Consider the following 24,865-nt stretch of genomic DNA (forward strand, 5'->3'; position numbering starts at 1 on the left):
GCGGGTGCGTCGACTGATCGCACGATGGGATCATGTGCCGTTTTCGGGGGCGACCGGCCTCCTCCTCGAAATTTTCATCGTCCGCTCCGCGCCACGACCGGTCGCGAGGGGCGGTGGCCAGGGGTGATGACTCGGGCGAGATCGTCGATCTCGGCGCGTCTCACACGCGGCGTTGACAGCGGTGCAGACGCCATCTGACACTTTCGCCGTTCAACCGATAGTTTCGTCGGCGAAGGGCCTCAACCGCTGTCGAAACCGGTCACCGGCCGCGATGTGGTCCTCCGGTGGTCGCCCCTGTGACGACCGGTCACCCTCCGCCGCGTTGTGCGACGCCGACGTCCGGTGGCGACCGTGACCCGTGCAGGCTACCGACGCCGCCTGGCCGCCTTCGGCCTTTTCACGAGGAGGAAGTACGCACATGAACGACGTGCATCGGAGAAGCCGCGGACGCGGCGGGATCAGGCTGCTGGCCGGCCGTGTGACCGCGGTGGTGCTGGCCGCGGCGGTGGCGCTGCTGCCCGGTGTGGCCCACGCGGCCGTCACCACCAACCAGACCGGCACCCACGACGGTTACTTCTTCTCGTTCTGGACCGACAGCCAGGGCACCGTCTCCATGGACCTGGGATCGGGCGGTAACTACAGCACCTCCTGGCGCAACACCAACAACTTCGTCGCCGGCAAGGGCTGGAAGCCCGGGGCGCGGAGAACGGTGACCTACTCCGGCAGCTTCAACCCCTCCGGAAACGCCTACCTGGCCCTGTACGGATGGACCCGCGGCCCGCTCGTGGAGTACTACATCGTCGACAGCTGGGGCAGCTGGCGTCCAACCGGCACCTTCAAGGGCACCGTCACCAGCGACGGCGGCACCTACGACGTCTACCAGACGACCCGCTACAACGCCCCGTCGATCGACGGCAACCAGACGTTCAACCAGTACTGGAGCGTCCGTCAGCAGAAGCGGGTCGGTGGGACGATCACCGTCGGCAACCACTTCGACGCGTGGGCCCGCTACGGCATGCAGCTCGGCAGCCACGACTACCAGATCCTCGCCACCGAGGGCTACCAGAGCAGCGGCAACTCCAACGTCACGATCAACGGCACCACCACGAGCCCCTCCGCCTCGCCGTCGTCCTCGCCCTCCACCCGTCCCTCGCCCTCGGTCACGCCCTCGACCTCGCCCTCCTCGCCGCAGGGCGGCGGGCCGTGCCGCGTGTCCTACGTGAAGAACGAGTGGAACAACGGCTTCACCGCGAACATCACCGTCACCAACACCGGTAGCAGCGCCATCAACGGGTGGGCGGTGACCTGGTCCTTCTCCAGCGGCCAGCAGGTCACCAGCTCCTGGAACGCCGACGTCAGCCAGAGCGGCTCGTCGGTCACCGCCCGCAACGTGTCCTACAACGGCTCGCTGGCGCCCGGCGCCAGCACCACGTTCGGCTTCCAGGGCACGCACAACGGCAGCAACCCCACCCCCTCGGCCTTCAGCCTGAACGGCTCGGCCTGCACGATCGGCTGACCCACCAGGGCCGTACGCCGCGACGTACGGCCGACGTGAAGAACAGAGGGGAGCGGGCGGTCACGCCCGCTCCCCTCCCCATTCCGTTCTCCGTGCCGTCAGCGCCCGCGGTTCCCCGCGTTCACCGGCAGGCCCAGAGCATCCCCCGTTCGATGACGGTGCGCACGCTGTCGTTCCGCAGGACGTCGAGGTTGTGGCCGGGGGTCGCGACGAAGATCTTCCCACTCCCCCACCGCCGGGTCCAGATCGCCGGTGAGGTGACCTCCCGGTGCCAGGGGTCCCACGGCCGGACCTTCTGGGTCGTCGTCGCCAGCACGTCGACGTACTCGTCGGTCAGCACCCAGTACTGCTCGGTGACGAGGTCGAAGTCGGCGATCCCCTCCGTGATGGGATGCGAGGCCGCCTCGGGCAGGATGTTCACGGTGTAGGGCACGAAGTAGTTCTCCTCCGCGCCCTCGCGCCACTCGGCCGGATCCTTCCCCGGATGGCAGGCGAACTGCCCGCCGATGAGGTGCAGATAGTCGGAGGCGCTGCGGAAGGAGTCGGCGATGCCGCCGTGCCATCCCGCCATCCCCGTGCCCGCCCGGATCGCGGCGTCCAGCCCGCGCATCTCCTCCGGCTCGATGGTGCCCATCGTGTAGCACTGCACGATGAGATCGACGTCCGCCATGAACGCGCTGTCGGCGTACGGCGCCGGGGAGTCGGCCCGGACCACCTCGAACCCGTTCTTCTCCAGGAACGGAATGAACAGCTCGGTGGCCTCCACCGGGACATGCCCTGCCCAGCCACCCCGCACCACGAGGGCCCTGCGGCCCTGGTCACCTGTCATGCTCTCGCCTGTCTCACTCGGGATCAGCATCAGTGATCTTCACATTTCACACCACTGAGGCGACGAAGGCCACAAATCATCCACGACGCCGGTAGAGCGGCCGACGGCCGGAGCCGGATTGTCGGTCCCGCGCGCGATACTCGCGCTGACGATCACGAGGACGAGACATCCGAGTCGGCGCGGTCACTCCGCCGTGCCACTCGAAGTCGCTCGGAGTCCCTGAAGTCCCCTGAAGTCCCCTGAGCGACGGGCTCTACACCAGACGCAGCGTGGAGGTATCGGCATGAGCGCGGGTCGGATGCTGACCTATGTCGGCGGCGGTTCGGCGAAGTTCTGGGAGGTGCGTCAGGACGGCACGGAGCTGAACATCCGCTACGGGCGGCTGGGCGCGGCCGGTCAGACGCAGGTCAAGTCGTTCGGCTCGGCCGCCGCCGCCACGGTGGCGGCCGACAAGCTGGTGGCGGAGAAGTTGCGCAAGGGCTACACGGAGGACGAAGCGGCCGCCGCGCGGGTGACGTCCCCGCCCGTGACGTCCCCGCCCGTGACTTCTCCGCCCGTGACCTCTCCGGCAGAGATCGCGGCCGAGGATGAGGACCGGCTGACGATGCCGGCCTCCTGGCTGCGTGCTCTTCATCCGCGGCGGGGTGGCGTCAAGGTCTCCGTGAAGCGGCCGGACGCGGGCGCGCCCAGGGAACTCGCCGCGAGGGTGGACGCCCATCGTCAGCTGATCCGCGACTCTCTGGCGAAGTGCTCCGACCCGGAGATCACCGCCGCGGGCGCGGCACACCTGGCCGGGGAGCCCACACCGCTGGGCGCCGCGGTGGTCGCCTCCGTGGTGGCCGCGCAGCTGCCGTGGAACGAGCGGACGTCGCTGCGCCTGTTCGGCGAAGTCTGGCCGGCCGAACACGGCCTGGTGTTCGCGGCGACCGCCGTGACCGAACTGGCCTCACTGGGTCTCCATGTCGGCGGGTACGCCCAGCCGCTCCGGCGGCTCGCCACCGATGAGTCCCATGATCACTGGTACGGCTGGCCCTGGATGGAAGTCGCCTCGCGGGTCCGTGCCGTCCTCTCGGTGGCGCCGGACGCCGAGTACGCCGAGGTCGTCGCGGCTCTGGCGGTGAGCCGGGAAGGCGGGCTCCACCATCAGGTGGCGACCTCCTACCTGGCGCCCACCGAGGTGGAGTGGGTCGCGGACGACTGCGCCGAAGTGAGCCGCGTCAACCCGGATCTCGCCCTCGGCCTGGTCGCCGCCGTCAGCACGCCCGAGCACGCGGCGCTCGTCGCGGGCCACGTACGGGGCTACTCCGTGTTCGGCTCGCTCGCGCTGCCCGCCACTCTCGTGGACGGCATCGGGGAAGCGGCCGTGCCGATGCTGGCCGGATGGTTCGACGACCTCTACGACGCGGAGGGCCGGCGGCGGCTGCTGGGCGTGCTCGCCGAACTGCCGGGCGACGCGGCCATGCGGGCGCTCCTCGACCTGATCGAGCACAAGTACGCCGAGTCGGCGTTCCTGCGCGCGGCGGCCCGCTTCCCGCGCCGGGCGATGCGGATGCTGGCCACCTCTGGCGGCAGGGCCCTGGACACGCTGCTGCGCGCCCACGTGCTGGCCCATCCCGGGCTCGTGGCCGAGGTGCTCCCGAGCGTCGGCGACGACGCCGCAGGGCGGATCAACAAGATCACGGCCGCCGCGGCCGTCCCCGCCGCGCCGCTCGAAGCCCTGCCCGAGGTGCTGGTCAGCCCGCCCTGGACCCGTCCGCGTACGGTCCGCAAGCCGGTCGTGGTGAATGACCTGGTGTGTACCGACGAGCCGGCCGTGCTGTGGCGGCCGGGCGAGCGGGACACGTGGAGTTCCGCCCGCCCGGAGCACCGTTCATGGGACCGGCCCCGGCACGAGTGGAAGAAGGTCGCCTCCCGGATCGCCGCCCAGATCGCCGCAGGCGGGCAGACCCCCTCGTACGCGTTCGACGAGATCGCCCTGTTCGTCGCCGGGCCCGATGAGCTGGCCGCACCGCTCATCGGGAAGTGGCGCCCGGGCGACCTGTGGGGAGTCTCCGAGTGGATGCCGCAGGTCGCCGCGAGGTTCGGGCCGGCGGCGCTGCCCATGATGCTGGACAGCGCCCGCCGCGCCCCCGTCCAGGTCGCTCCGCTGCTGCTTCCCTTCGCCGGTCCGGAGATCGCCGTGCTGATGGCCGAGTGGCTGTCGCGGCTGAAGTCGGTGCGCGCCAGCGCGCTGGCGTGGCTGGCCCGCCACCCCGAGACGGCCGCGAGGGCGCTGATCCCGGCGGCTCTGGGCAGGCCCGGGGTGCCCCGGCGTCAGGCGGAGCGGGCGCTGGCGGTACTGGCCGCGGGCGGCGGCCGCGACGCCGTGACGGAGGCCGCCGTAGGCTACGGCCCCGTCGCCGAGGCCGCGGTCGCCGATCTGCTCTCGGCCGACCCGCTCGACGCGTTGCCCGCCAGGATGCCCGTGCTGCCCGAGTGGGCGGAGGTCGCGGTCTTCTCACCGGTCCACCTGCGCGGCGGCGCGGGTGTGCTGCCGCCCGAGGCGGTCCGCCACGTGATGACGATGCTGGCGATCTCGCGGCCCGGCGATCCGTACGCCGGTCTGACCCTGGTGAAGGAGGCCTGCGACAGCCGCGGCCTCGCGGACCTCGGCTGGACGCTGTTCCAGCGCTGGCAGGCGGCCGGCTATCCGTCCAAGGAGAGCTGGGTGATGGACGCGCTGGGACTGATCGGCGACGACGAGACCATCCGGCGGCTGACGCCGGTGATCAGGGCCTGGCCCGGCGACGGCGGGCACGCGCGGGCGGTCGCGGGTCTGGACCTGCTGGCCGCCATCGGCTCCGACGTGGCCCTGATGCACCTGCACGGCATCGCCGAGAAGGTCAAGTTCACCGGGCTCAAGAACCGGGCCAGGCAGAAGATGAACGAGGTCGCCGCCGAGCTCGGCCTGACGCCGCAGGAACTGGCCGACCGGCTGGTGCCCGACTTCGGACTGTCCGCCGACGGCAGCCTGACCCTCGACTACGGCCGCAGGCGGTTCGTCGTCGGCTTCGACGAGCAGCTCAAGCCGTACGTGACCGACGCCGCCGGGAAGCGGCTGAAGAACCTGCCCAAGCCGGGGGCGAACGACGATCCGGAGCTCGCGCCGGCCGCCTACCAGCGCTTCGCCGGGCTGAAGAAGGACGTGCGCGCCGTGGCCGCGGACAGCATCCGCCGGTTGGAGCAGGCCATGGTGAACCGGCGCCGCTGGACCGGTGCGGATTTCCGCCGGCTGCTCGTCGGCCACCCCCTGCTCTGGCACATCGTGCGGCGTCTGGTGTGGGGGCTCTACGACTCCTCGGGCCGGCTCACCGGCGCCCTGCGGGTGGCCGAGGACCGCAGTTTCGCCGACGTCGAGGACGACACGCTGACGCTGCCCGACGAGGCCGTCGTAGGGGTGGCGCACCCGCTGGAGCTCGGCGAGGAGCGCGCCGGGTGGGCCGAGGTGTTCGCCGACTACGAGATCCTGCAGCCGTTCCCCCAGCTGGGCCGGGAGACCTACGGCCCGGACGAGACGCTGCTGGCCGAAATCATGGCCGCCAGAGTCCCCACGGGCAGGGTGCTCGGCCTGGAACGGCGGGGCTGGCGGCGGGGCTACCCGCAGGACGCCGGCTGGCAGGGCTGGATCGAGCGGGACGTGCCCGGCGGCGGGACCGTCACGGTCGGTCTCGATCCGGGCATCTCGATCGGCTATCCCGAGTTCGCCGACGAGCAGACCCTGATGGGCGTGGCCCTCGACGGCCTCGATCCGATCACCGTGTCCGAGATCCTGCGCGACCTCAGGGAGATCACCCGATGAACGAGCACGCCCAGCGGCCCCCGGCCGAGATCCGCTACGCCGACGAGCTGGCCCGGCTGCGGGACAGCGACACCGACGCCCGGCCACCAGGCTGGGCGCTGAGCCTGCGGGCCGCCCGGCGCTTCGTCCTCGGAGACGAGAAGCTCGGCGTCAGCCGCAAGTTCGTGGGCGATCCCTCGCTGATCGACCGATCGCTGGTGACGCTCGCGACCAACCGCGGGCTGATGCTGGTGGGCGAGCCGGGCACGGCGAAGTCGCTGCTGTCCGAACTGCTCGCCGCGGCGGTGAGCGGAACCTCGACGCTCACCATCCAGGGCGGAGCGGCCACCACCGAGGACCAGATCAAGTATTCGTGGAACTACGCGCTGCTGGTCGCCGAGGGCCCGTCCACCCGGTCGCTGGTGGCCGCTCCGCTGCTGCGCGGCATGGCCGAGGGCAAGGTGGTGCGCTTCGAGGAGATCACCCGGTGCCCGCTGGAGGTGCAGGACTGCCTGCTGTCGCCCCTGTCGGATCGCGTGCTCGCCGTACCGGAGCTGACCGGGCCGGAGGCCATGGTGTTCGCCCAGGAGGGGTTCACCGTCATCGCCACCGCCAACACCCGCGACCGCGGCGTCAACGAGATGAGCGCCGCGCTCAAGCGCCGGTTCAACTTCGAGACGGTCTTCCCCATCGCCGACTTCGACACCGAACTGCTGCTGGTGGAGGCGGAGGCCACCGCCCTGCTGAAGCGGTCCGGCGTCGCCGCGCCACCACGGCGCGACGTGCTGGAGGTCCTGGTCACCGCGTTCCGGGAACTGCGTGACGGGCAGACGACGCGCGGCGACGCCACCGACCGGCTGTCGGGGGTGATGAGCACCGCGGAGGCCGTCTCGGTCGCGCACGCCGTCGGGCTGCGCGGATGGTTCCTGCGCGGAGAGCCCGGCACCGCCGCGGACCTGGTCTCCTGCCTGGCCGGCACGGCGGCCAAGGACAATCCGGAGGACCTGGCGAAACTCCGCAGATATCTGGAGCAGCGGCGGTCGGGCAAACAGTGGAAGGCCGTGTACGAGGCCCGTCACCTGCTGCCGGGCTGACGATGGCGGTCACGTTCCTCGGCGTGCGGCACCACAGCCCCGCCTGCGCCCGGCTGGTCGCCGACACCATCCGTTCCCTGCGGCCCGCGTACGTGCTGGTCGAGGGCCCGGCGGAGATGAACCACCGGATGGACGAGCTCCTGCTGGCGCATGAGCTGCCGATCGCCGTCTACACGAGCTACCGGGACGCCCAACGACGGCACGGCTCGTGGACCCCGCTGTGCGACTACTCCCCCGAGTGGACGGCGCTGGTCGCGGGCCGGGACGTCGGCGCCGAACTGCGGTTCATCGACCTGCCCGCCTGGCATCCGGCGCTGGCCGGGGTCCGCAACCGTTACGCCGACGCGGAGGCCCGCTACACCGAGGTCACCGGACGACTGTGCCGCACCTTCGCCGTGGACAACGTGGACGCGTTGTGGGACCACCTGTTCGAGATCGAACCGGCCGACGGGCTGGCCGAACGACTGGCGACCTACTTCGACCTGGTCCGCGGCGACACACCGACCGGTCCGGACGACACGGCCCGCGAGGCGTACATGGCGCGGTGGGTCAGGGCCGCCGTCGCCGACGCGGGCGACCGGCCGGTGGTCGTGGTCACGGGCGGCTTCCACCGCCCCGCGCTGGTCCGGCTGGGCGGGCAGGGCGACCGCGACTGGCCGGAGGTGCCGCGGCCGCCCGCGGACGCGGTCGTCGGCAGCTACCTGGTGCCGTACTCGTTCCGGCGGCTGGACGCCTTCGACGGCTACCAGGCGGGGATGCCGTCGCCGGGCTACTACCAGCGCCTGTGGGAGTCGGGCCCGGCCGAGGCCGCCCGCGGGCTCACCGAGGCGGTGACCGCCCGGCTGCGCGCCCGGCGGCAGCCGGTGTCCACCGCGGACCTGATCGCCGCCCGGGCCACCGCGGACGGGATCGCGTCGATGCGCGGCCACCCGCATCCGGCCCGGGTCGACGTGCTGGACGGCCTGGCGAGTGCGCTGGTCAGCGAGGCGATCGAGACCCCGCTGCCCTGGGCGTCGCGCGGCCCGCTGCCGGCCGGTAGTCATCCCGTGATCGTGGAGATGATCGCGGCCCTCAGCGGTGACCGGGTGGGCCGCCTGCATCCCTCGACCCCGTTGCCACCGCTGGTCCACGCGGTTCTCGCGGTGCTGGGCGGTCCGGGCGAGGAACGGCTCGACCTCGGCGAGGACACCGGCCGCGAGCGCAGCCGGTTGCTGCACCGGCTGCGGGTGCTGCGGATCCCGGGCGTGGTGCGTACCTCGGGACCCAGCCCGGCAGGCCGCGCGGAGCCGGTCGAACGATGGACGCTGACCGAGTCCGACGACCGGCTGCCCGCGCTGATCGAGGCCGGCGGGTACGGCGTGGACCCGCAGGAGGCGGCGGCCGCCGCCCTCGCCGCACGGATCCCCGGGGCGGGCCTGGACGAGCTGGCCGAGGTGCTGTTCGACACGGCGCTGTGCGGCGTCGGCGACCTGACCGGGCAGGTGCTGGACGACCTGACGAGGGCCGTCGAAGCGGCGGCCGACCTGGGGGCGCTGGGCCGCGTCCTCGCCGTCGCCCTGGCGATGTGGCGCCACGACGACCTGTTCCGCACCAGCGGCGGCACCACCGTCGGCACGGTGGTCCGGGCCGCCACCCGCCGGGCGCTGTGGCTGGCCGAAGGCGTGCGCGACGGCCTCGCCCCCGCCGATCTCCGGCGCGTCGACGCCATGACCGCCGTCCGCGACGCACTCAGACACGCCGGCCCGTCGCTCGGACTGGACACACCCGCGGCGCTGGGCGTCGCGGACCGGCTCGCCGCCTGCCGGGACGCGCCGCCCGACCTGCGCGGCGCGTCTCTGGGACTGGGCTGGTCGCTACGTGGTACAGCCGCCGCGGACCCCGTGCGGGCCGTGCGCGGCGCGTTCGTCCCGGCGTCGGCCGGGGACTGGCTGACCGGATTGTTCGCGCTCGCCCGGGAGGAGGTGCTGCACACCCCCGGGATGCTGGAACTGCTCGACGACCTGGTCGGAGCGATGACGGACGACGACTTCCTGGTGGCCCTGCCCGCCCTGCGCCAGGCGTTCGGCTTCTTCCCGCCCCGCGAACGGCACCTCATCGCCACCCGCCTGGTCGAGCGGCGCACGGGCGGCGCCTCGGGATGGGACCTGATGCGGCTGGACGCGGCGCCGGAGCTGGTGGCCGCCGGCAGGGCTCTGGACGAGCGGGTCGAGGCGGCGCTGCGCCGGGAGGGACTGATCACACCTTGACCTCGGAGGCTTCGATGACCGACCCCACTCTCGAACGGTGGCGTCTGCTGCTCGGCGAGCCGGGCGGCGCCTGCCTCGGCGGGCAGGCGCTCGACGCGGAGGTCGCCGCCCGTGACGCGGCCCTGGACTGGCTCTACGGCCGCGACGAGGACCTGCGCCGGCGCGGTGTGCGGCAGGGCGGGACGGGTGCGTCGGTGCTGACCACCGTCGACTGGCTCGACGACATCACCCGGCTGTTCCCCAAGGAGACCGTCGAACGACTGCAACGCGACGCGGTCGAGCGGTACGAGATCCACGACGTGGTGACCGACCCGGACGTGCTGGCGCGCATCGAGCCCAACCCCGCGCTGCTCAAGGCGGTGCTGCGGACCAAGCACCTGATGAACCCGCAGGTGCTGCGGCTGGCCAGGCGGATCGTGGAGCAGGTCGTCCGGCAGCTGACGGAGAAGCTCGCTACCGAGGTCCGGAGCGCGTTCTCCGGCAGCAAGGTGCGACGGCGCGGCCGGCTGCGGCTGGCCCGCAACTTCGACGTGGTCAGGACCCTGCGCGCGAACCTCGGCCGCTACCAGCCCGGGACCGGCAAGGTGGTGATCGAGACCCCCTACTTCTTCTCCCGCACCCGCCGGCACCTGGAGCAGTGGCAGGTGATCCTGCTCGTCGACCAGTCCGGCTCGATGACCGGCTCGGTGATCCACTCGGCGGTCACCGCGGCCTGCCTGTGGGGCCTGCCCGGTGTGCGCACCCACCTGGTCGCCTTCGACACCGAAGTGGTGGACCTGACCGCGGACGTCGACGATCCGGTGGAGTTGCTGATGAAGGTCCAGCTCGGCGGCGGCACCGACATCGCCCGCGCGGCGGCGTACGGCGCGGGCCTGGTGGACCAGCCCCGCCGTGCGATCGTCGTGCTGATCTCCGACTTCTACGAGGGCGGCGACCCGCGGCGGCTGGTGCGCGTCGTACGCGACCTGGTGACCCAGGGCAGCAAGGTGCTGGGCCTGGCCGCGCTCGACGAGCAGGCCAATCCCGACTACGACCGGGACCTGGCGCAGCGCCTGGCCGACGCCGGTGCCCACATGGGTGCGATGACCCCCGGTGAGCTGGCGTCCTTCGTCGCAGAGCATGTGGGCCGATGAGGGCCGATCTGCTCGGGCTCACGGCCGACTCCCTCGCCGCGCTCACCAATCGCGGCCTGGTCAAACGGGCCGGCAAGGAGGCCGCGCCGGAGCTCCGGACCGACGACGACGGCACCGTGCACGGCGGCTTCCCCGACGGCGTGACCACGGCCGTGCCCACCGGCGGGCTCGACGCGGCCCGCTGCACCTGTGGTTCCGCCGGCGTCTGCCGGCATGTCATCGGGGTGATCCTCGCCTACCAGCGCCTGCCCGCCGAGGCCGCCCCGGTGTCGGTAGAGGATGTCGTGCCTGTAGAGGCCGCTGCCGAGCCCTCGCCGCCACCGCCGCCCTGGTCGCCGGGGCAGGTGACCGACGACGAGCTCACCGCCAGGATCGGCGCCCGGCTGATGGCCGCCGCCCGCCGTACGGAGAGGACCGGGTTCACCGCGCGGGTCCGCCGCGCGACCGCCGGCGATCCGGTGCCTCAGGTCGAACTGGCCACCGCGACCGTGCGCTTCCTGGTCCCCGGCGACCTCGGGTTCGTCCACACCGACGCCGTCGCCGGCAGCCGCGACGACGTCATCGCCCTGGCGGTGTGGGCGTTCCGGGTCGCCGACGCGCTGCACCCCGGCGCCGAGGAGGCGCGGGTCGACGTCGGCGGCGCGCCCGGGCCGGGCGCCGGATCCGGGCTGGAACGGGCCCTGGGCCTGGCCGGCACGGTCCTGCGCGAGGGCGCGGCGCATCTCGGTCAGGGCCTCGACGCCGCCATCGCCGACGTGCGGCGCCACCTGGACGCCGCCGGGCTGCGCTGGCCGCTGCTGGCCGTCACCGACCTCGCCGAGCAACTGGCCTCCTACCGCGACCGGAGCTCCCACTACCGTCCCGAACTGCTCGCGAGCCACCTCGCCGAACTCCACGCCCGGCACCGGGCGGTGACCCGCCCGGACGCCACCCTGCGCAGCAGCGTGCTCGGCACCGCCGAGGCCGCCGAGACCCCGTTGCGCCGGGCCCGGCTGGACGGCCTCGGCTGCCGGATCCGCACCCTCGGCGACCAGCGGATCTCCGAGGTCTACCTGGCCCACGGCGACAGCGCCATGGTGCTGGTCCTCCGCCGCCGGTGGGACGGCGACGACGACGGGGCGGCGCTCGCCCGGCGGCGGATCGCCGCGTCCACGCTGGCCGACCTGGCGACCGGCACCGTGGTCACGGAGTCGGCCGTGCGCAGCGCCAGCCGTACGGTGCGGCTGGCGACCGGGCGGATCTCGAAGACGACGGTCAGCGCGTCGCGGGGCGCCTGGGACGAGCTGCCGCCGTCCCTGCTGGTGACCGACCTCGCCGCGCTCGGCCGTGAGCTGGACGCTCTCCCGCTCCGGCCGATCCGCCCCCGGGTGGAGGCGGAACTGGTCCGGGTCGTCGCCGTCGCCCGGGTGGTGTCCGTCACCTACGCGCCCGGAGACCAGCGTCTCGACGCCGTCATCGCCGACCGGGCGGGTAACACCGCCACCGTCAGGGCCACGCACACCGGCGCCGCCCCCGGGCGTCTCGACTCGCTCGCCGCCGTGCTCGCCGGCGAGGAGGGCGAACCGCGTTTCGTCAGCGGCGTGGTCGGGCGGACCGCGGGCGGGGTCGTCATCGAACCGCTCGGCCTGTCGGCCGGCGGCCGGGTCGTCGTCCCCGACCTGCGGCCTCCCGGCGGCAGCGGCCGGCTCGCGGTCGCCGAGGACCACCGGCACGAACCACTCACCGCGGCACTGATCGACACCCGGGGACTGCTCGCCGAAGCGGCCCATCACGGCCTGTCCCACCTGCCGCCGACGTACGACGACCGGCTCGCCGCGGCGGCGCGGCGGTTGACCGTGCTCGGGCTGCACCGCGTCGCGCGGGCCGTCACGGCCTTCGCGGCGGCGCGGGCCGACACCGGCGACGAGACGGCCGAGCGGGCCTGGGTCGACGCCTACCTCCGCCTGGACGTGGCTCTGGACCTCCACTGATCCACCGCGTACGCACCCGCGGAGACCGCCGTACGCACTTTCGCTGATGTCAGCGCGTGGACCGATCGCAAAAATGTCGTCATCGGGTGGATAAGTGCGGCTTTCAGTACTGCTGTCCCGTAAGAGCCGCGAGGAGGAGACGCGTGAGATACGAACTGCTCGGGCCACTGCGCCTCGTGGACGAGGCGACGCACACCATCAGCGCACCCAAGGTGGAGACCCTGCTGGCCGCGCTTCTCATCCGCGCCAACCAGCCGATCTCGACGGACGAGCTGCTCGACGAGCTGTGGGGGAACGAACCGCCGAAGCGGGCCCGCGCCGCCCTGCACGTGTACATCTCGCACCTCCGCAAGAACTTCGTGCAGCCCGCCGTGGACGGTGCGGCCATCCGGACGCACGCCCAGGGATACCTCCTGGAGGTCGACCAGGGATCGGTGGACGTGTTCCACCTCAAGTCCCTGCACGCGCGGGGGCGGGACATGCTGGACCACGACCCCGAGAGCGCGCTGGAGGCGTTCACCGCCGCCGCGCGCCTGTTCCGGGGGCCCGTGCTCGCCGGCATCGACAACGGGCTCATCGTCGGCTCCTTCGCCCGCTGGGCGGAAGAGGCACGGCTGGAGTGCCTGGAGGTGATCGCGACGTGCTCGCTGCGGCTGGGACGGCACCGCGAGCTCATCGGCGACCTGTCGCGGTGGGTGGAGGAGTACCCCCTGAACGAGAACCTGCGCGAGCAGCTCATGCTCGCGCTCTACCGGGCGGGGCGGCGCGCCGAGGCCCTGGACGTCTTCCAGTCGGCCCGCCAGGTGCTGCGGGAGGAGCTCGGGCTCGATCCCCGCAAGACCATGCGCCGGCTGCAGTTCGCGATCCTCTCGTCGGACGCCGAACTCGCCGTCGCCGGCTGAGGGTCCGTACGGCCGGCCATGGGGCGCCGTGCGGGAGCACGTGAGGGGCGGGCCGGCTGCGGACGGCTCGCCCCTCACCACGGGACCCGGGGGAACGGCCCCGTCAGCCCCGTCAGGCGGCGGAGGTGGCCCTCCGCGCTCCGGGGCGGTACCAGAAGACGAGCGCGACGAGCAGCGCGATCACCAGGGCGGCGGCGGCCCAGACGAAGACCGACGAGATCGTCTCGGCGAGGCCGCCGGAGCCCTGGGTGAGCGGGATCAGCATCGCGGCCAGGCCGAGCGATCCGCCGATCGTGAGCGCCGTCTGCAGCACTCCGGCCGTCACACCCGCGTACTCGGGCGGTGCGGTGGTGAGCACGATCATGTTGAACGGGATGATCGCCACGCCGACCCCGAGCCCCATGACGACGAGGGCCGGGAGCACCCCGGTGAGGTAGGTGCTGCCGCCGTCGAGCCGGGTCAGCCACGCGACTCCGGCCAGCACGACCACCAGGCCGGCCACCGCGCGGGTCTTGAGGCCGATCTTGGCGATGTACGAGGTGAGGATCTGGGTGCTGACGAGCAGCGCGAGGCCGAACGGCAGGATGGCCAGGCCGCTTCGCAGCGCGTCGAGGTGGAGCACGCCCTGGAGGTACTGCACCAGGTAGATCAGGAAGCTGGTCAGGACCGCCGCGAGCAGCACCAGGTTGAGGAAGGCCCCGGCCCGTTCGCGGCCGGCGAGGACCGCCAGGGGCAGCAGCGGCTCGGCCGAGCGCCGGTCCACCAGCAGCAGGATCACGGCCAGCACGACGGCCGCGCCGAGCGCCGCGAGTGTCCAGCGGTCGCCCCAGCCCTTCTCGGCGGCGTGGACCAGGCCGTACACGGCGGTGGTGAGGGTGGCGGTGCTCAGCAGCGCGCTCGGCAGGCCGAGCGAGCGCGACCGCCTCGTCTCGTCGCGCAGGCCGAGGGCGCGGGCGGCTACCACGGCGAGGACCAGCCCGATCGGCACGTTGACCAGCAGGCTCCAGCGCCAGTCGCCGACCCAGGTGAGCAGGCCGCCGAGGACCATGCCGGCGGAGGCGCCGAGCCCGGTCACCGTGGAGTAGAGGCCGAAGGCGCGCTGCTGCCGCTCCCCCTGGAAGACGATCGCCAGCAGTGCCAGGCCGGTGGGCCCGCAGATCGCCGCGCCGGCGCCCTGCAGGATCCGGCCCGCGAGCAGCACTTCGAGGTTGGGCGCGAGACCGGCGATCAGCGACGCCACCACGACCAGCCCGATCCCGGCGAGGAAGACCCGGCGGTGGCCCAGCACGTCGCCGAGGCGTCCGGCGAACAGCAGGAGCCCGCCGAAGGCGAGGAAGAAGCCGTTGGGCACCCAGGATCCCCCAGCCACCGTCAGGTGGAGGTCGGACTGCAGGGTCGGCAGCGCGACGTTCACGATGGTGCCGTCGAGCTGGAGCATGAACTCGGCCCCGACGATCGCGGCGAGCGCGAGGGCCCAGCCGCGGTCGGGGACGTCCCGGGGTGTGCCGGAGACGCTTTCGGGGGTCGTTTCGGTGGCCATGGAACCTCCACGGTCCGCTGATGGGGGGCAGGGGTGAGGCGCGATCGGATTGCAGGCCGCACCTATACTGAGGTCGTCTCAGGTTAATCGGGAGCATTCAAGCTGAGGAACCCTCAGGATGTCAAGCGGGAGGTAGCCGATGGACGGCAAGCCCTACATCGCCCAGCGCCCCAAACGGGCGGACGGCCGGCGCAACTACGACGCGATCCTGGCCGCGGCCCGCAAGGCGTTCGAGAGCACCGGGGCCGACGCGTCACTGGAGGACATCGCGAGCCAGGCCGGGGTGGCGATCGGCACGCTGTACCGCCACTTCCCCACCCGGGCCTCACTGGTCGAGGCCGCGACCCGGGACGGCCTGGAGAACCTGGTCTCCCACGCCGAGCGGCTGTCCGGCGCCCCGGACCCGCTCGACGCGCTCACCGCGTGGATGCGCGAGGCCGTCGCGCACTTCAGCACCTTCCGCGGCCTGGTCGGCATCCTCGCCCGGAGCATGTACGACGAGGGGACGCCCTCGCACACCATGTGCAACGCGATGCACCGCAGCGGCGCCGACCTGCTGCGCGCCGCGCAGGCGGCGGGCAGCGTGCGGCCCGACCTCACCCCCGACGAACTGTTCGACCTCCTCAGCGGCGCCGCCTGGGTGCGGGAGCAGGCGGCGGGCGGCAGGGACGGCAGCCCGCGCTTCCTGCGACTGGTACTGGAGGGCATCACGATTCCCCGCGCCTGACCCCCACCGGAACGGCAAGGGGAAAGCGACTGGTGTTGACAAAACCGACTAAGGCGCTAGGTAATGTAGAGTAAGTCGGAGCTTCTCTCGCAGGCCGGATTCGAGAAGGAACCGGCGTCCGATCCTTCACTCTCCGCTACCACTGGAAGTTTCGGCCCAGAACGCGAGAAAGGAGCGACTTACGGGCCGAAATGCTCTTTTCGGTCACGAAACGCCTGGGGTCGTCACAGACAATGAGCGTGTATGAAGAACGAATCTCCGAGACCGCATCGTCCACAGTGGTGCGCACGGCCGAGCTCGACCTGCTGCGGTCCCTGACCCAGGAGCCGGGCTCCGAGGGACGGCTCGTCGCCGTCCTCGGCGAGCCGGGCTCCGGCAAGACCCACCTGCTGTCGGCGCTCGTACGCGAGCGGCAGTGGACCGCCCTCCCCGCCACCGTCCACCGATGCTCCTCCGGCGACCGGGAGCGGGCGATCGACGCCGTCCGCAAGGCGCTGTGGCGGGCGCGCCGGGCCGGTGAGCGCGAGGAACCCGCCCGCCCCGTGATCGGTCTCGCCCGGCGGCGTAGCCGGCCGGACCGGGAGCTGGTGGTGATCGAGGACGCCCACCTCGCCGACGACGAGACCATCGGCGAGCTGGCCGCCATCGCCGGCGGCGATCCCGTGCCCCTGGCCGACGTCGTCGTCTCGCTGCGCCCGCGCCAGACCCCCGATCTCCTGGCCGAGGCCATCGCCGCCACCACGGCCTTCGGGCGCACCGCGCGGATCGAGCTCGCCCCCCTCGACGACGAGCGGATGCTGGCGATGTCGCCCGTTCCCGCGCCGTACGAACTGCGCCACCGCAGCGGCGGGAACCCGTTCAACCTGCGCGCGCTGCAGGCTCTGGAGCGCAGCGCACGCTCGGGCGGCGACGGCGCGCTCGCACCGTTCGAGTTCGCCGTGATGAGCGAGGTGCGCGACCTGACGCTCACCGAGCGGTACGCGCTGCACGCCGCGGCGATCCTGCGCTCCCGGTTCGACGCGGACCTGCTCGCCGAGGTCGCCGCACTCGACCCTCTGGTGGCCTCCGCCGCGCTGCGCCGCCTCGTCCGGCGGGACCTGGTGCGGGTGGAGCCCGTCGGCACCCTGTTCTCGATCAGGGACGAGGTGTTCGGCTCGCTGCTGCGGCAGATGATCGACCCCTGCTGGGCGGCGCTGGCCCACCAGCGGGCGCTGCACCGGCTCTCGGCCCGCGGCCAGGCCGGCACTCAGATCGGCTTCCACCTGGTCAGCTCGCTGTCGAGGGCGCGCGCCGGCGAGCTGACCCAGATCGTCGACGCGTCCCAGGAGATCATGGAGACCGACGTCAGCGAGTGCGTCTCCTGGCTGACGCCCGTGCTCGCCGAGGCGCCGCCCTCGACCGAGATCGGCGCGCGCGCCCGGCTGGCGCTCAGCACCGCCTTCGGCCGTCTCGGCCGGATGCCCGAGAGCCGCGACCTGCTGTTCCTGGTGCACGAGTCGGACGCGCCGGTGGACCCGGCCGTGTTCGCCGAGCACGTCGCCTTCGTCTCGGTGGTGGAGGGCGTGCTCAGCCAGGACGTGCAGATGCTCGACCTGCTGGGGCACCTCCTCGACCGGCCCGGACTGCGGGACTCCCCGGTCTGGCCGCGCCTGGTCCTGGCGCGCAGCTTCCGCGTGTCGATGCTCGGCCGCGCGGTCGACAGCGCGGAGGCCGACTCCGCGCTGCGGGCCGCCCGGGCGGCCGGCGACGACCTCGTCGCGGCGGGGCTGCTCGGGCTCAGGGCCCTGGCGTCGGTGGCCGCCGGGGACGTGGAGCGTGCCCTGGCCGACGCCGACGCCGCCGCGGAGTCGCTGGACCGCACCCCCGAGCATCTGGTGGCGCGTCACGTCGAGTGCCTGCTGCTGGCCGGGCTCGCCTACATCTACCTCGGCCGCAACGCCGACGCCCAGCGGCAGGTGCGGCGCGGCGTCGACGTCGCCCGCAGGCGCCAGCGGCCGTTCCTGCTGCCGACGCTGCTGGTCATGCTCAGCGAGGCCGAGCGCCACCTCGGCCGGCTCAGGCAGGCCCGCGACGCGGCGGACGCGGCGATCGTCGAGTCGGGCCCGGGCAACCCGCTGCGGCACGCGCAGGCGGTCGCCCTCAAGTCCGCCGCCGAGGTGTGGATGCAGCCGGTGGCCAGCGGGCGGGCCAAGTCCCTGGCCCAGCAGGCGCTCGCGCGGCAGGCGCTGACCGGGACCCACGTGAACGGCAGCGCCTCGATCGCCGCGCTGACGCTCGCCAAGTGCGCCTGGTTGGACGGCGACCCGACGCACTGCGTCACCCTCCTGCTCAACGAGGGCCGGGGGCCGGACCTGCGGGTCATCCCGAGCGGCACCCGCCCCACGATGTGGGAGACGCTGTGCGCCGCCGGCCTGGACGCCGGGATGCCCCTCGACGAGTGGGCGCGCCGCGCCCAGGAGCACGCCCGGGCGGTTCCCATGCCGCACAACCTCGCCTACGCCGCCATGACCGGCGGCCACCTGCTGCGCTCGCGGTCGGCGCCCGGTGAGGCCGCCCGGCGCTACCGCGAGGCGGCCGAACTGTTCGCCACGGCCGGCATGCCGATCGAGCAGAGCTACGCCCTCGGGCAGGCGGCGCGGGCGCTCGCCGAACAGGGCCGCGCCGACCAGGCGGCCCACACCGTGCGGCTCGCCGCGGAGATCGCCCGGCGGTCGGAGGCGGTGACGCTGCTCCACTGGCTGGACAGGCAGACCGGCAGGCGCCCTGCGTCGCGGCCGGCGCCGCAGCCCTCCTCCCGTCAGGAGGTGTTCGGGCGGCTGGAGGTATTCGGCCGGCTGACCCACCGCGAGCGCGAGATCGCGTTGCTGATCTGCTCGGGAATGAAAAGGCGCGACATCGCCGACCGGCTCACGATCAGCACGCGGACGGTCGACGTTCACCTCACCCGCATTTACCGGAAAACCGGCGTGAGTTCCCGGATGGAGCTGGCGCTCGCCATTCAGCGGAAGGCGGCCGGACAGGAGTACGCGATCGGCTTTTAGGGGCGACCGGCTTTTAGGCGCGATGGCTTTTAGGGGCGCTTGAGCGCCGCCGCCTAGGGTCGGAAACGTAACTTTCCGTCTCGGGAGGCGAATATGGATCTACGCGCGTTGTCCGACCGGATCGCGCCGGTGCGCCACGCGGTGAGCTCCTTCCTGCTGCCGTTCCTGGCCGCGCCGCCGGAGACCGTGTCGGACCGGGTCGGGGCGCTCGCCCGGCCCGGCCGCTCGCTCATCCTGCGCGACCTCACCGAGAAGGTCGTGGAGTACCGCTCCAACAACGCCGACCCCACCGGCACGACGCCCACCGAGAAGGACTTCGCCACCGTCCGGCTGGAGATCTTCGGTCCGGACGGCGAACCGCTCGGCGAGACGTCCGGCGCGGGCCGGATGCTTTTCAAGCAGGAGCACGACGGCCACTTCGTCGCGTACTTCGGCGAGGAGATCCGGCTGCGCGACGGCAACGTCATCCGCGCCGGGGGCCTGGTCGACGACGCCAGGCTGACGGCCGGCGAGGCCGCGACGTTCCCCGCCGTCGTCGTCGCCGGGCCGCTGCGCGGAGCCATCGGCTTCCGCTGGTTCCGGCCCGTGGCGAAGGAGACCCACGACACGTACGAGTCCGCGATCGTCGTCTACCGGTAGCGAGGGGGACGCCATGACCCTGACCCGGCTCCCCACCCGCCGGATCGGCCCCCTGACCGTCGGCGCCCAGGGGCTCGGCTGCCTCGGCATGTCCGAGTTCTACGGCGCGACCAGCGAGGGCGAGGCGATCTCGACCATCCGGCGCGCCCTCGACATCGGCGTCACGCTGCTCGACACCGCCGACGTGTACGGCCACGGCGCCAACGAGGAGCTGGTCGGCCGCGCCGTCGCCGGGCGCCGCGAGTCGGCCGTGCTCGCGACCAAGTTCGGCGTGGTTCGGCCCGGCCCCGGTGTCGGCGCCGGGGTGCGCGGCGACGCCCTCTACGTGCGGCGGGCGTGCGAGGACTCCCTGCGGCGGCTCGGCGTCGACCACGTCGACCTGCTCTACCTGACCCGCGTGGACACCGAGGTCGGCGTCGAGGAGACGGTCGGCGCGATGGCCGAACTGGTGGCCGCCGGGAAGATCCGCGCCATCGGGCTGTGCGAGGCGGCGCCGGAGACGATCCGCCGGGCCCACGCCGTCGCCCCCGTCTCCGCCCTGCAGACCGAGTGGTCGCTGTGGTCGCGGGACATCGAGCGGCGGATCCTGCCGGTCTGCCGGGAGCTCGGCATCACCGTGGTGCCGTACGCGCCGCTCGGGCGGGGCTTCCTCGCCGGTGCGGTCCGCTCCCGCGACCAGCTCGAGGAGGGCGACTTCCGGCGTTTCGGCCTGCCCCGGTTCTCACCGGAGAACCTGCCGCGCAACCTGCCCCTCGCCGACCGGCTCGGCGAGCTCGCCCGGGAGCTGGGGATCACACCGGCCCAGCTCGCTCTCGCGTGGCTGCACCACCAGGGCCCGGACGTCGTCCCGATCCCCGGCGCGAAGCGGCGGGACCACCTGGAGGAGAACGCCGACGCGGTGTTCCTGAGCCTGACCCGGGCCGACCTGGCGGCGGCCGCGGCCGCCGTCCCGGCCGGCGAGGTGCACGGCGAGCGCTGGAACGAACAGAGCATGCGCTTCGTCGACCGTTAAGCGGCCGGGGACGACCCATAGGTCGTCCCCGGCCGCCTCGGCGTCCAGCCGTCTGTCCGGTCAGCCCGCGGGCGGGGCGCCCTGTGCCGGGGCCGCGGCCGAGGCGTCCAGGAGGGCGATGGCCCGGGACGGGCACAGGTTCTCCGCCACCTCCACGGCCCGCCGCTGGTCCTCCCCCGGCTCCGCGTCGAGCACCACCACCAGGCCGTCCTCGCCGTGGTCGAAGACGGCCGGCGCGCTGATCGCGCAGTGCCCGGCGGCCATGCAGCGGCTCCGGTCGGCGGTCACCTTCATCGCGACTCCTCTCTCTCCCCTGCCGGGGCTCACCACTCGACCGGCAGGGTGTGGACGCCCTGCATCGTGCCGCCGCTGCGCGTGGGCAGCGCCTCCAGCGGAGTGCCCAGCCGCAGGCCCGGGATCTCCTCGAACAGGACGGAGAAGGCGACCTCCAGCTCCATCCGGGCGAGGTTCTGCCCCAGGCACTGGTGGATGCCGAAACCGAACGTCAGGTGCTGACGGCCCGACGCCGCGTTGTCTCCCACGGTGCGGTGGACGTCGAACTCGTACGGCCGGGGGAAGACGGCCGGGTCGCGGTTGGTCATCGAGGAGGACACCAGGACGCCCTCTCCGGCCCTGATGACCTCCCCGTCGATCTCGATGTCCTCGGTCGCCACCCGGACGCCGGAGACGTCGGTGATCGAGACCAGCCGCAGCAGCTCGTCGATCGCGGCGGGAAGCGCCCCGGGGTCGGCCCGCAGCGCGGCGAGCTGGTCAGGGTGCTCCAGCAGCGTGACGACGCCGAGCGCGATCATCTGGGAGGTCGTGTCGTGCCCGCCGATGAGCAGGGCGAGCGCGATGCGCAGCAGGTCCTCGCGGGTGAGGTCGCCGTCCTCGGTGACCTGCCCGGCGAGCCTGCTCAGCACGCCGCTCCCGCCGGGCACGCGCTCCTTGCGCGTGATCAGGCCGTCGAGGTAGTCCCACAGCTCGCGGCCCGCCCTCTCGGCGTCCTCGGCCGACTTCGCCTGCAGCAGGCCCACCGTCTTGGCCTCGAAGAACTCGTGGTCCTCGTACGGCACGCCGAGCAGTTCGGAGATCACCATCGAGGGGATGGGCAGGGCGTAGGCCTGCACGAGGTCCACCGGCGGGCCCGCCCGGAGCATGTCCGCCGCGAGCCGCCGGGCGAGCTCCTCGACCTGCGGGCGTAGGGCACGCACGTGCTTGAGGCTGAAGTCGGGGGCGAGCAGGCGCCGGTGCACGTCGTGGACCGGCGGGTCGAACCCGATGATGGCGATGGGCTTGAAGATGGGCGCGTCCAGCCGGGGCAGGACCGCGGGGAAGTCGTCGCGGGACCGGTCGGCCGACATGCGCGGGTCGGCGAGCAGCCGCCGGGCCTGTGCGTGGCCGGTGACCATCCAGATGGTGCGGCCGTCCCACAGCCGGACCCGGTGGAGCGGCCCCCGCCGCCCCAGGTCCTGGTATCCGGGGGACGGCTGCCAGGGACAGGCCCGGTCCTGTGGGTAGGCGAACGGTTCCTCGTTCGCGGTGGTCGGTGGAGCGTTCACGATGTGGCTCCTTCGTCCTTCCGTCTCGGTGGGTGAGCGGCCTCGGTGGGTGAGCCGGCTCGGTAGGTGAGCCGGCCTGGGTGGTTGAGCGGCCTCTGGGGTTGGTGCGGGGTCAGGTGGTCGGTTCGGGCGAGCGGGCCTCCGGCAGCGGCGCGGGCCCGGGCCGGACGGCCCGGGCGCCGGCCCAGGCGCGCATGGCGGGCTCCTCGACGAACCGGGTGAGGAGCCAGGCCAGCAGCGTGGTGACCCCGAACAGGGCCGTGACGAGGAACAGCGCGGACGGCGTGTCCCAGGTCCGGTCGGCTCCGAACGCGATGTGGGAGTAGCTCAGGACGAGAAAGTGGACCAGGTAGGACGCGTACGAGATCTCCCCCAGCCGGATCAGGACGCGGGAGCGGAACGGGCTGAACCGGCCCCTGTGGTCGGCGACGGCGACGGCGGCGATGAGCAGCGCGAGCGGCAGCGCGACCGGCGCGGTGAGTCCGTAGACCGTCGGCCACAGGTACATCTGCAGGCCGAAGGCGGCGACCAGGATCAGCAGCGCCGGGGCCCAGCCCAGCCGGATCCACCGGCCGGTGACGACGATCCTGGCCATCAGGATGCCGAGGACGAAGTCGAGCGCCCGGGTCGGCGGGAACGACACCAGGAACCAGTTCTGGGTGAGCGACATCTCCTGCCCGGGCAGCGCAGGCGTGCCCGGCAGGACCGCGAGGGCGACGGCGGGAAGCACGGCGATCACCGCAACGACGGCGGCCACGGCCGTCCAGAGTCGCTCGGCCGGGATCCGCCGGACGAGCGCGTACAGGAACGGGAACGCCAGGTAGAACAGCAGGTCGCAGGCGAGCGACCAGGTGACCACGTTGATGGAGATGATCAGATCCGCGCGCGGGAGCCAGGTGTGCACGAGCAGCAGGCTGGGCAGCGCCTTGACCAGGTCGACGGACTGGCCGGCCCAGATCGCCAGCGCGAGGGCGGCGAACCAGGTGACCACGTGGTTGGGGTAGACCTTGACGAGCCGCCGCCGCCACATGCGGGTGCGCGACTCGCCCTCGGACACCGACCAGGTCAGTACGAATCCGCTCAGCACGAAGAAGAACTCCACGCCGAGCCACCCGGACGTGAAGGCGTAGGTCTGGAGCGAGGCCGCGACGTCCGGGTGGAAGTAGCCCAGCACGCACGCGTGGCAGACGAACACGAGGAACGCCGCGACGAATCTCATTCCGGTCAGTGAGGGGAGGGGGGAGGCTTCCTGTGCCGCCTCTGTCGTCATATGCGTTCCGCCTGTTTCCTAGTGCGTGAGCCGTGGGCCCGGCCGGGCCCGGGGGCGGACGGGCGTCAGCCCCCGGCGGGGCCGTCGCCGATCCGGATGGCCCGCGACGGGCAGAGGTAGGCCGCCTTGCGGACCCGGTCCTCCTGCTCCGGTGCGGGATTCGAGGTGAGGACCACGACGATTCCGTCCTCGTCCTGGTCGAACACCTCCGAGGTGGCGGCCATGCAGCGGCCGCCGCTGATGCAGCGCTCCCGGTCCGCCGACACCCACATCGCCGTCACCACTCGACCGGGAGTTCGAGGACCCGCTGCACGGTGCCGGCGCCGAGAATGGGCAACTCGCCGACGGGGGCGGCGAGCCGGATCCCGGGGATCCGGCCGAACAGCTCCTTGAACGCGACCTCGAGCTCCAGCCGGGCGAGGTTCTGGCCGAGGCACTGATGGATGCCGAAGCCGAACGTCAGGTGGTGGCTGTCCTCGCGCAGGAGGTCGAGTTCGTCGGCACGACGGTGCACCGCCGCGTCGCGGTTGGCCAGCGTGCCCGAGACCAGCACCCCCTCCCCTTCGCGGATGAGGTGCCCGGCGATCTCGATGTCGCCCTTGGCGACCCGGGTGGCGACGAGGTCGGTGGTGGCGATGTAGCGCAGCAGTTCCTCCACCGCGCCCGGCAGCCGGTCGGGCTCCCCGTGCAGCAGGGCGAGCTGCTCCGGGTGCTCCAGCAGGGTGATGACACCCAGCGCCAGGGAGGAGGAGGTGGTCTCGTGCGCGGCGATGAGCAGCACCAGGGCGATGGACACCAGCTCGTCGTGGCCGATGTCCCCGGTGACGACCCGCTCCCGGACGAGCGTGCCGAGCAGCCCGTCGGAGGGGTTCTTGATCTGCTCGGCGACCAGCCGGTCGATGTAGTCGAACAGGTCCTGCGCCGCCGTCGCCGACTCCTCCTCGGTGCCCAGCATCACCTTGCCGCTGGCGTCCTGGAAGAAGTCGTGGTCGTCGTACGGCACGCCGAGGTGGCGGCAGATGACCAGCGACGGCAGCGGCACCGCGAGCAGCGGCACCAGGTCGGCGGGCGGGCCGTGCTCGACGATGCGGTCGACGAACCCGGCGACGATCCGCTCGATCTCCGGGCGCATCCGGCGGACCGCCTTGAGGCTGAAGTGGGGGTTGAGATACCGGCGGTAGACGTCGTGGACCGGCGGGTCCATGGCGATCAGCGCCAGCGTGCGGGCGATCTGGGAGCGGAATCGGGGGGCCACGATCGGGAACCCGGGGTGGGTGCGCTGCGAGGACAGGTTCGGGTGGGTGAGGATCTCCCGGGACTCCCGATAGCCGGTCACCATCCACGCCTCGCGCCCGTCGAAAAGGGTCACCTTGAGCACCGGCCCCCGCTCCCCGATCTCGCGGTAGCCCGCGGGCGGCTCGTAGGGGCAGGTGCGCTTCTGCGGGTACGGCGGAGCTTCCGTCATTTCCCTTTTTCCCTTCGGCGAGAGTTGGGGAACCGGGCGTCACAAATTGCCGTGAACGGGACGCCGCGATGGTATGCAGGCCGCCATTCGCGGAACAAGTCG

The 24,865-nt window shown here is 72.7% G+C and carries 18 protein-coding genes; 11 read left to right on the forward strand and 7 right to left on the reverse strand.

Annotation, left to right across the window (positions count from 1 at the left end):
• Positions 1 to 418 precede the first annotated feature (418 nt).
• A complete protein-coding gene (locus HHX40_RS32665) occupies positions 419 to 1,516 on the forward strand; it encodes a glycoside hydrolase family 11 protein (RefSeq protein ID WP_182883658.1) in 1,098 nt (365 codons plus the stop codon).
• Positions 1,517 to 1,637: 121 nt separating this feature from the next.
• Here the strand turns inward: HHX40_RS32665 and HHX40_RS32670 are convergent, their stop codons facing one another.
• Positions 1,638 to 2,345, reverse strand: a complete 708-nt coding sequence (locus tag HHX40_RS32670) for a ThuA domain-containing protein (protein WP_182877282.1) — start codon at positions 2,343 to 2,345, stop codon at positions 1,638 to 1,640.
• A 283-nt stretch (positions 2,346 to 2,628) separates the two neighbouring features.
• Between HHX40_RS32670 and HHX40_RS32675 the strand changes: the two genes are divergently transcribed.
• From HHX40_RS32675 to HHX40_RS32700, 6 genes are all read left to right on the forward strand, one after another.
• Complete coding sequence (locus HHX40_RS32675) at positions 2,629 to 6,183, forward strand: DUF4132 domain-containing protein (RefSeq protein WP_182883659.1); 3,555 nt, start codon at positions 2,629 to 2,631, stop codon at positions 6,181 to 6,183.
• Positions 6,180 to 7,256, forward strand: a complete 1,077-nt coding sequence (locus HHX40_RS32680) for an ATP-binding protein (RefSeq protein ID WP_182883660.1) — start codon at positions 6,180 to 6,182, stop codon at positions 7,254 to 7,256. Before HHX40_RS32675 ends, HHX40_RS32680 begins: the two co-directional genes overlap by 4 nt.
• A gap of 2 nt (positions 7,257 to 7,258) precedes the next feature.
• On the forward strand, positions 7,259 to 9,502 hold the full coding sequence (locus HHX40_RS32685; RefSeq protein ID WP_182883661.1) for a DUF5682 family protein: 2,244 nt from the start codon (positions 7,259 to 7,261) through the stop codon (positions 9,500 to 9,502).
• A gap of 14 nt (positions 9,503 to 9,516) precedes the next feature.
• Positions 9,517 to 10,635, forward strand: a complete 1,119-nt coding sequence (locus HHX40_RS32690; RefSeq protein WP_182883662.1) for a VWA domain-containing protein — start codon at positions 9,517 to 9,519, stop codon at positions 10,633 to 10,635.
• Positions 10,632 to 12,605 (forward strand): SWIM zinc finger family protein, encoded by a 1,974-nt coding sequence (locus HHX40_RS32695; protein ID WP_182883663.1) that lies wholly within the window; start codon positions 10,632 to 10,634, stop codon positions 12,603 to 12,605. Before HHX40_RS32690 ends, HHX40_RS32695 begins: the two co-directional genes overlap by 4 nt.
• A gap of 143 nt (positions 12,606 to 12,748) precedes the next feature.
• On the forward strand, positions 12,749 to 13,507 hold the full coding sequence (locus HHX40_RS32700; protein WP_182883664.1) for an AfsR/SARP family transcriptional regulator: 759 nt from the start codon (positions 12,749 to 12,751) through the stop codon (positions 13,505 to 13,507).
• A 112-nt stretch (positions 13,508 to 13,619) separates the two neighbouring features.
• On the opposite strand, the gene HHX40_RS32705 is transcribed toward HHX40_RS32700, so the two are convergent.
• Entirely contained in the window at positions 13,620 to 15,047 is a 1,428-nt protein-coding gene (locus HHX40_RS32705; protein ID WP_182883665.1) for an MFS transporter, read from the reverse strand.
• A gap of 139 nt (positions 15,048 to 15,186) precedes the next feature.
• Here HHX40_RS32705 and HHX40_RS32710 point away from each other — a divergent pair, with 139 nt between their 5' ends.
• The 4 genes from HHX40_RS32710 to HHX40_RS32725 all read left to right on the forward strand — a co-directional run bounded on the left by HHX40_RS32710 (position 15,187) and on the right by HHX40_RS32725 (position 20,466).
• Positions 15,187 to 15,774 (forward strand): TetR/AcrR family transcriptional regulator, encoded by a 588-nt coding sequence (locus HHX40_RS32710; protein ID WP_117409461.1) that lies wholly within the window; start codon positions 15,187 to 15,189, stop codon positions 15,772 to 15,774.
• 281 nt (positions 15,775 to 16,055) lie between these two features.
• Positions 16,056 to 18,815, forward strand: coding sequence for a LuxR family transcriptional regulator (locus HHX40_RS38010; protein ID WP_182883666.1), 2,760 nt, complete (start codon positions 16,056 to 16,058; stop codon positions 18,813 to 18,815).
• A 93-nt stretch (positions 18,816 to 18,908) separates the two neighbouring features.
• Complete coding sequence (locus tag HHX40_RS32720) at positions 18,909 to 19,454, forward strand: allene oxide cyclase barrel-like domain-containing protein (protein WP_165900865.1); 546 nt, start codon at positions 18,909 to 18,911, stop codon at positions 19,452 to 19,454.
• Between the two features lie 13 nt (positions 19,455 to 19,467).
• Positions 19,468 to 20,466, forward strand: coding sequence for an aldo/keto reductase (locus HHX40_RS32725; RefSeq protein ID WP_117409459.1), 999 nt, complete (start codon positions 19,468 to 19,470; stop codon positions 20,464 to 20,466).
• Between the two features lie 60 nt (positions 20,467 to 20,526).
• Here HHX40_RS32725 and HHX40_RS32730 read toward each other — a convergent pair whose 3' ends face one another.
• The 5 genes from HHX40_RS32730 to HHX40_RS32750 form a co-directional block, all read right to left on the reverse strand.
• Positions 20,527 to 20,760 carry a ferredoxin gene (locus tag HHX40_RS32730; RefSeq protein WP_117409458.1) on the reverse strand — a complete coding sequence of 78 codons (234 nt, stop codon included), beginning with the start codon at positions 20,758 to 20,760 and terminating at the stop codon, positions 20,527 to 20,529.
• 29 nt (positions 20,761 to 20,789) lie between these two features.
• Positions 20,790 to 22,028, reverse strand: a complete 1,239-nt coding sequence (locus tag HHX40_RS38015; RefSeq protein ID WP_182883667.1) for a cytochrome P450 — start codon at positions 22,026 to 22,028, stop codon at positions 20,790 to 20,792.
• A 112-nt stretch (positions 22,029 to 22,140) separates the two neighbouring features.
• Positions 22,141 to 23,247 (reverse strand): acyltransferase family protein, encoded by a 1,107-nt coding sequence (locus tag HHX40_RS32740; RefSeq protein WP_220499862.1) that lies wholly within the window; start codon positions 23,245 to 23,247, stop codon positions 22,141 to 22,143.
• Positions 23,248 to 23,363: 116 nt separating this feature from the next.
• Positions 23,364 to 23,570, reverse strand: coding sequence for a ferredoxin (locus HHX40_RS32745; RefSeq protein WP_117409465.1), 207 nt, complete (start codon positions 23,568 to 23,570; stop codon positions 23,364 to 23,366).
• A gap of 5 nt (positions 23,571 to 23,575) precedes the next feature.
• On the reverse strand, positions 23,576 to 24,763 hold the full coding sequence (locus HHX40_RS32750; protein WP_182877272.1) for a cytochrome P450: 1,188 nt from the start codon (positions 24,761 to 24,763) through the stop codon (positions 23,576 to 23,578).
• Positions 24,764 to 24,865: the final 102 nt, after the last annotated feature.

This window comes from Microbispora sp. H10949, from assembly GCF_014161435.1.
GTDB lineage: Bacteria > Actinomycetota > Actinomycetes > Streptosporangiales > Streptosporangiaceae > Microbispora > Microbispora triticiradicis.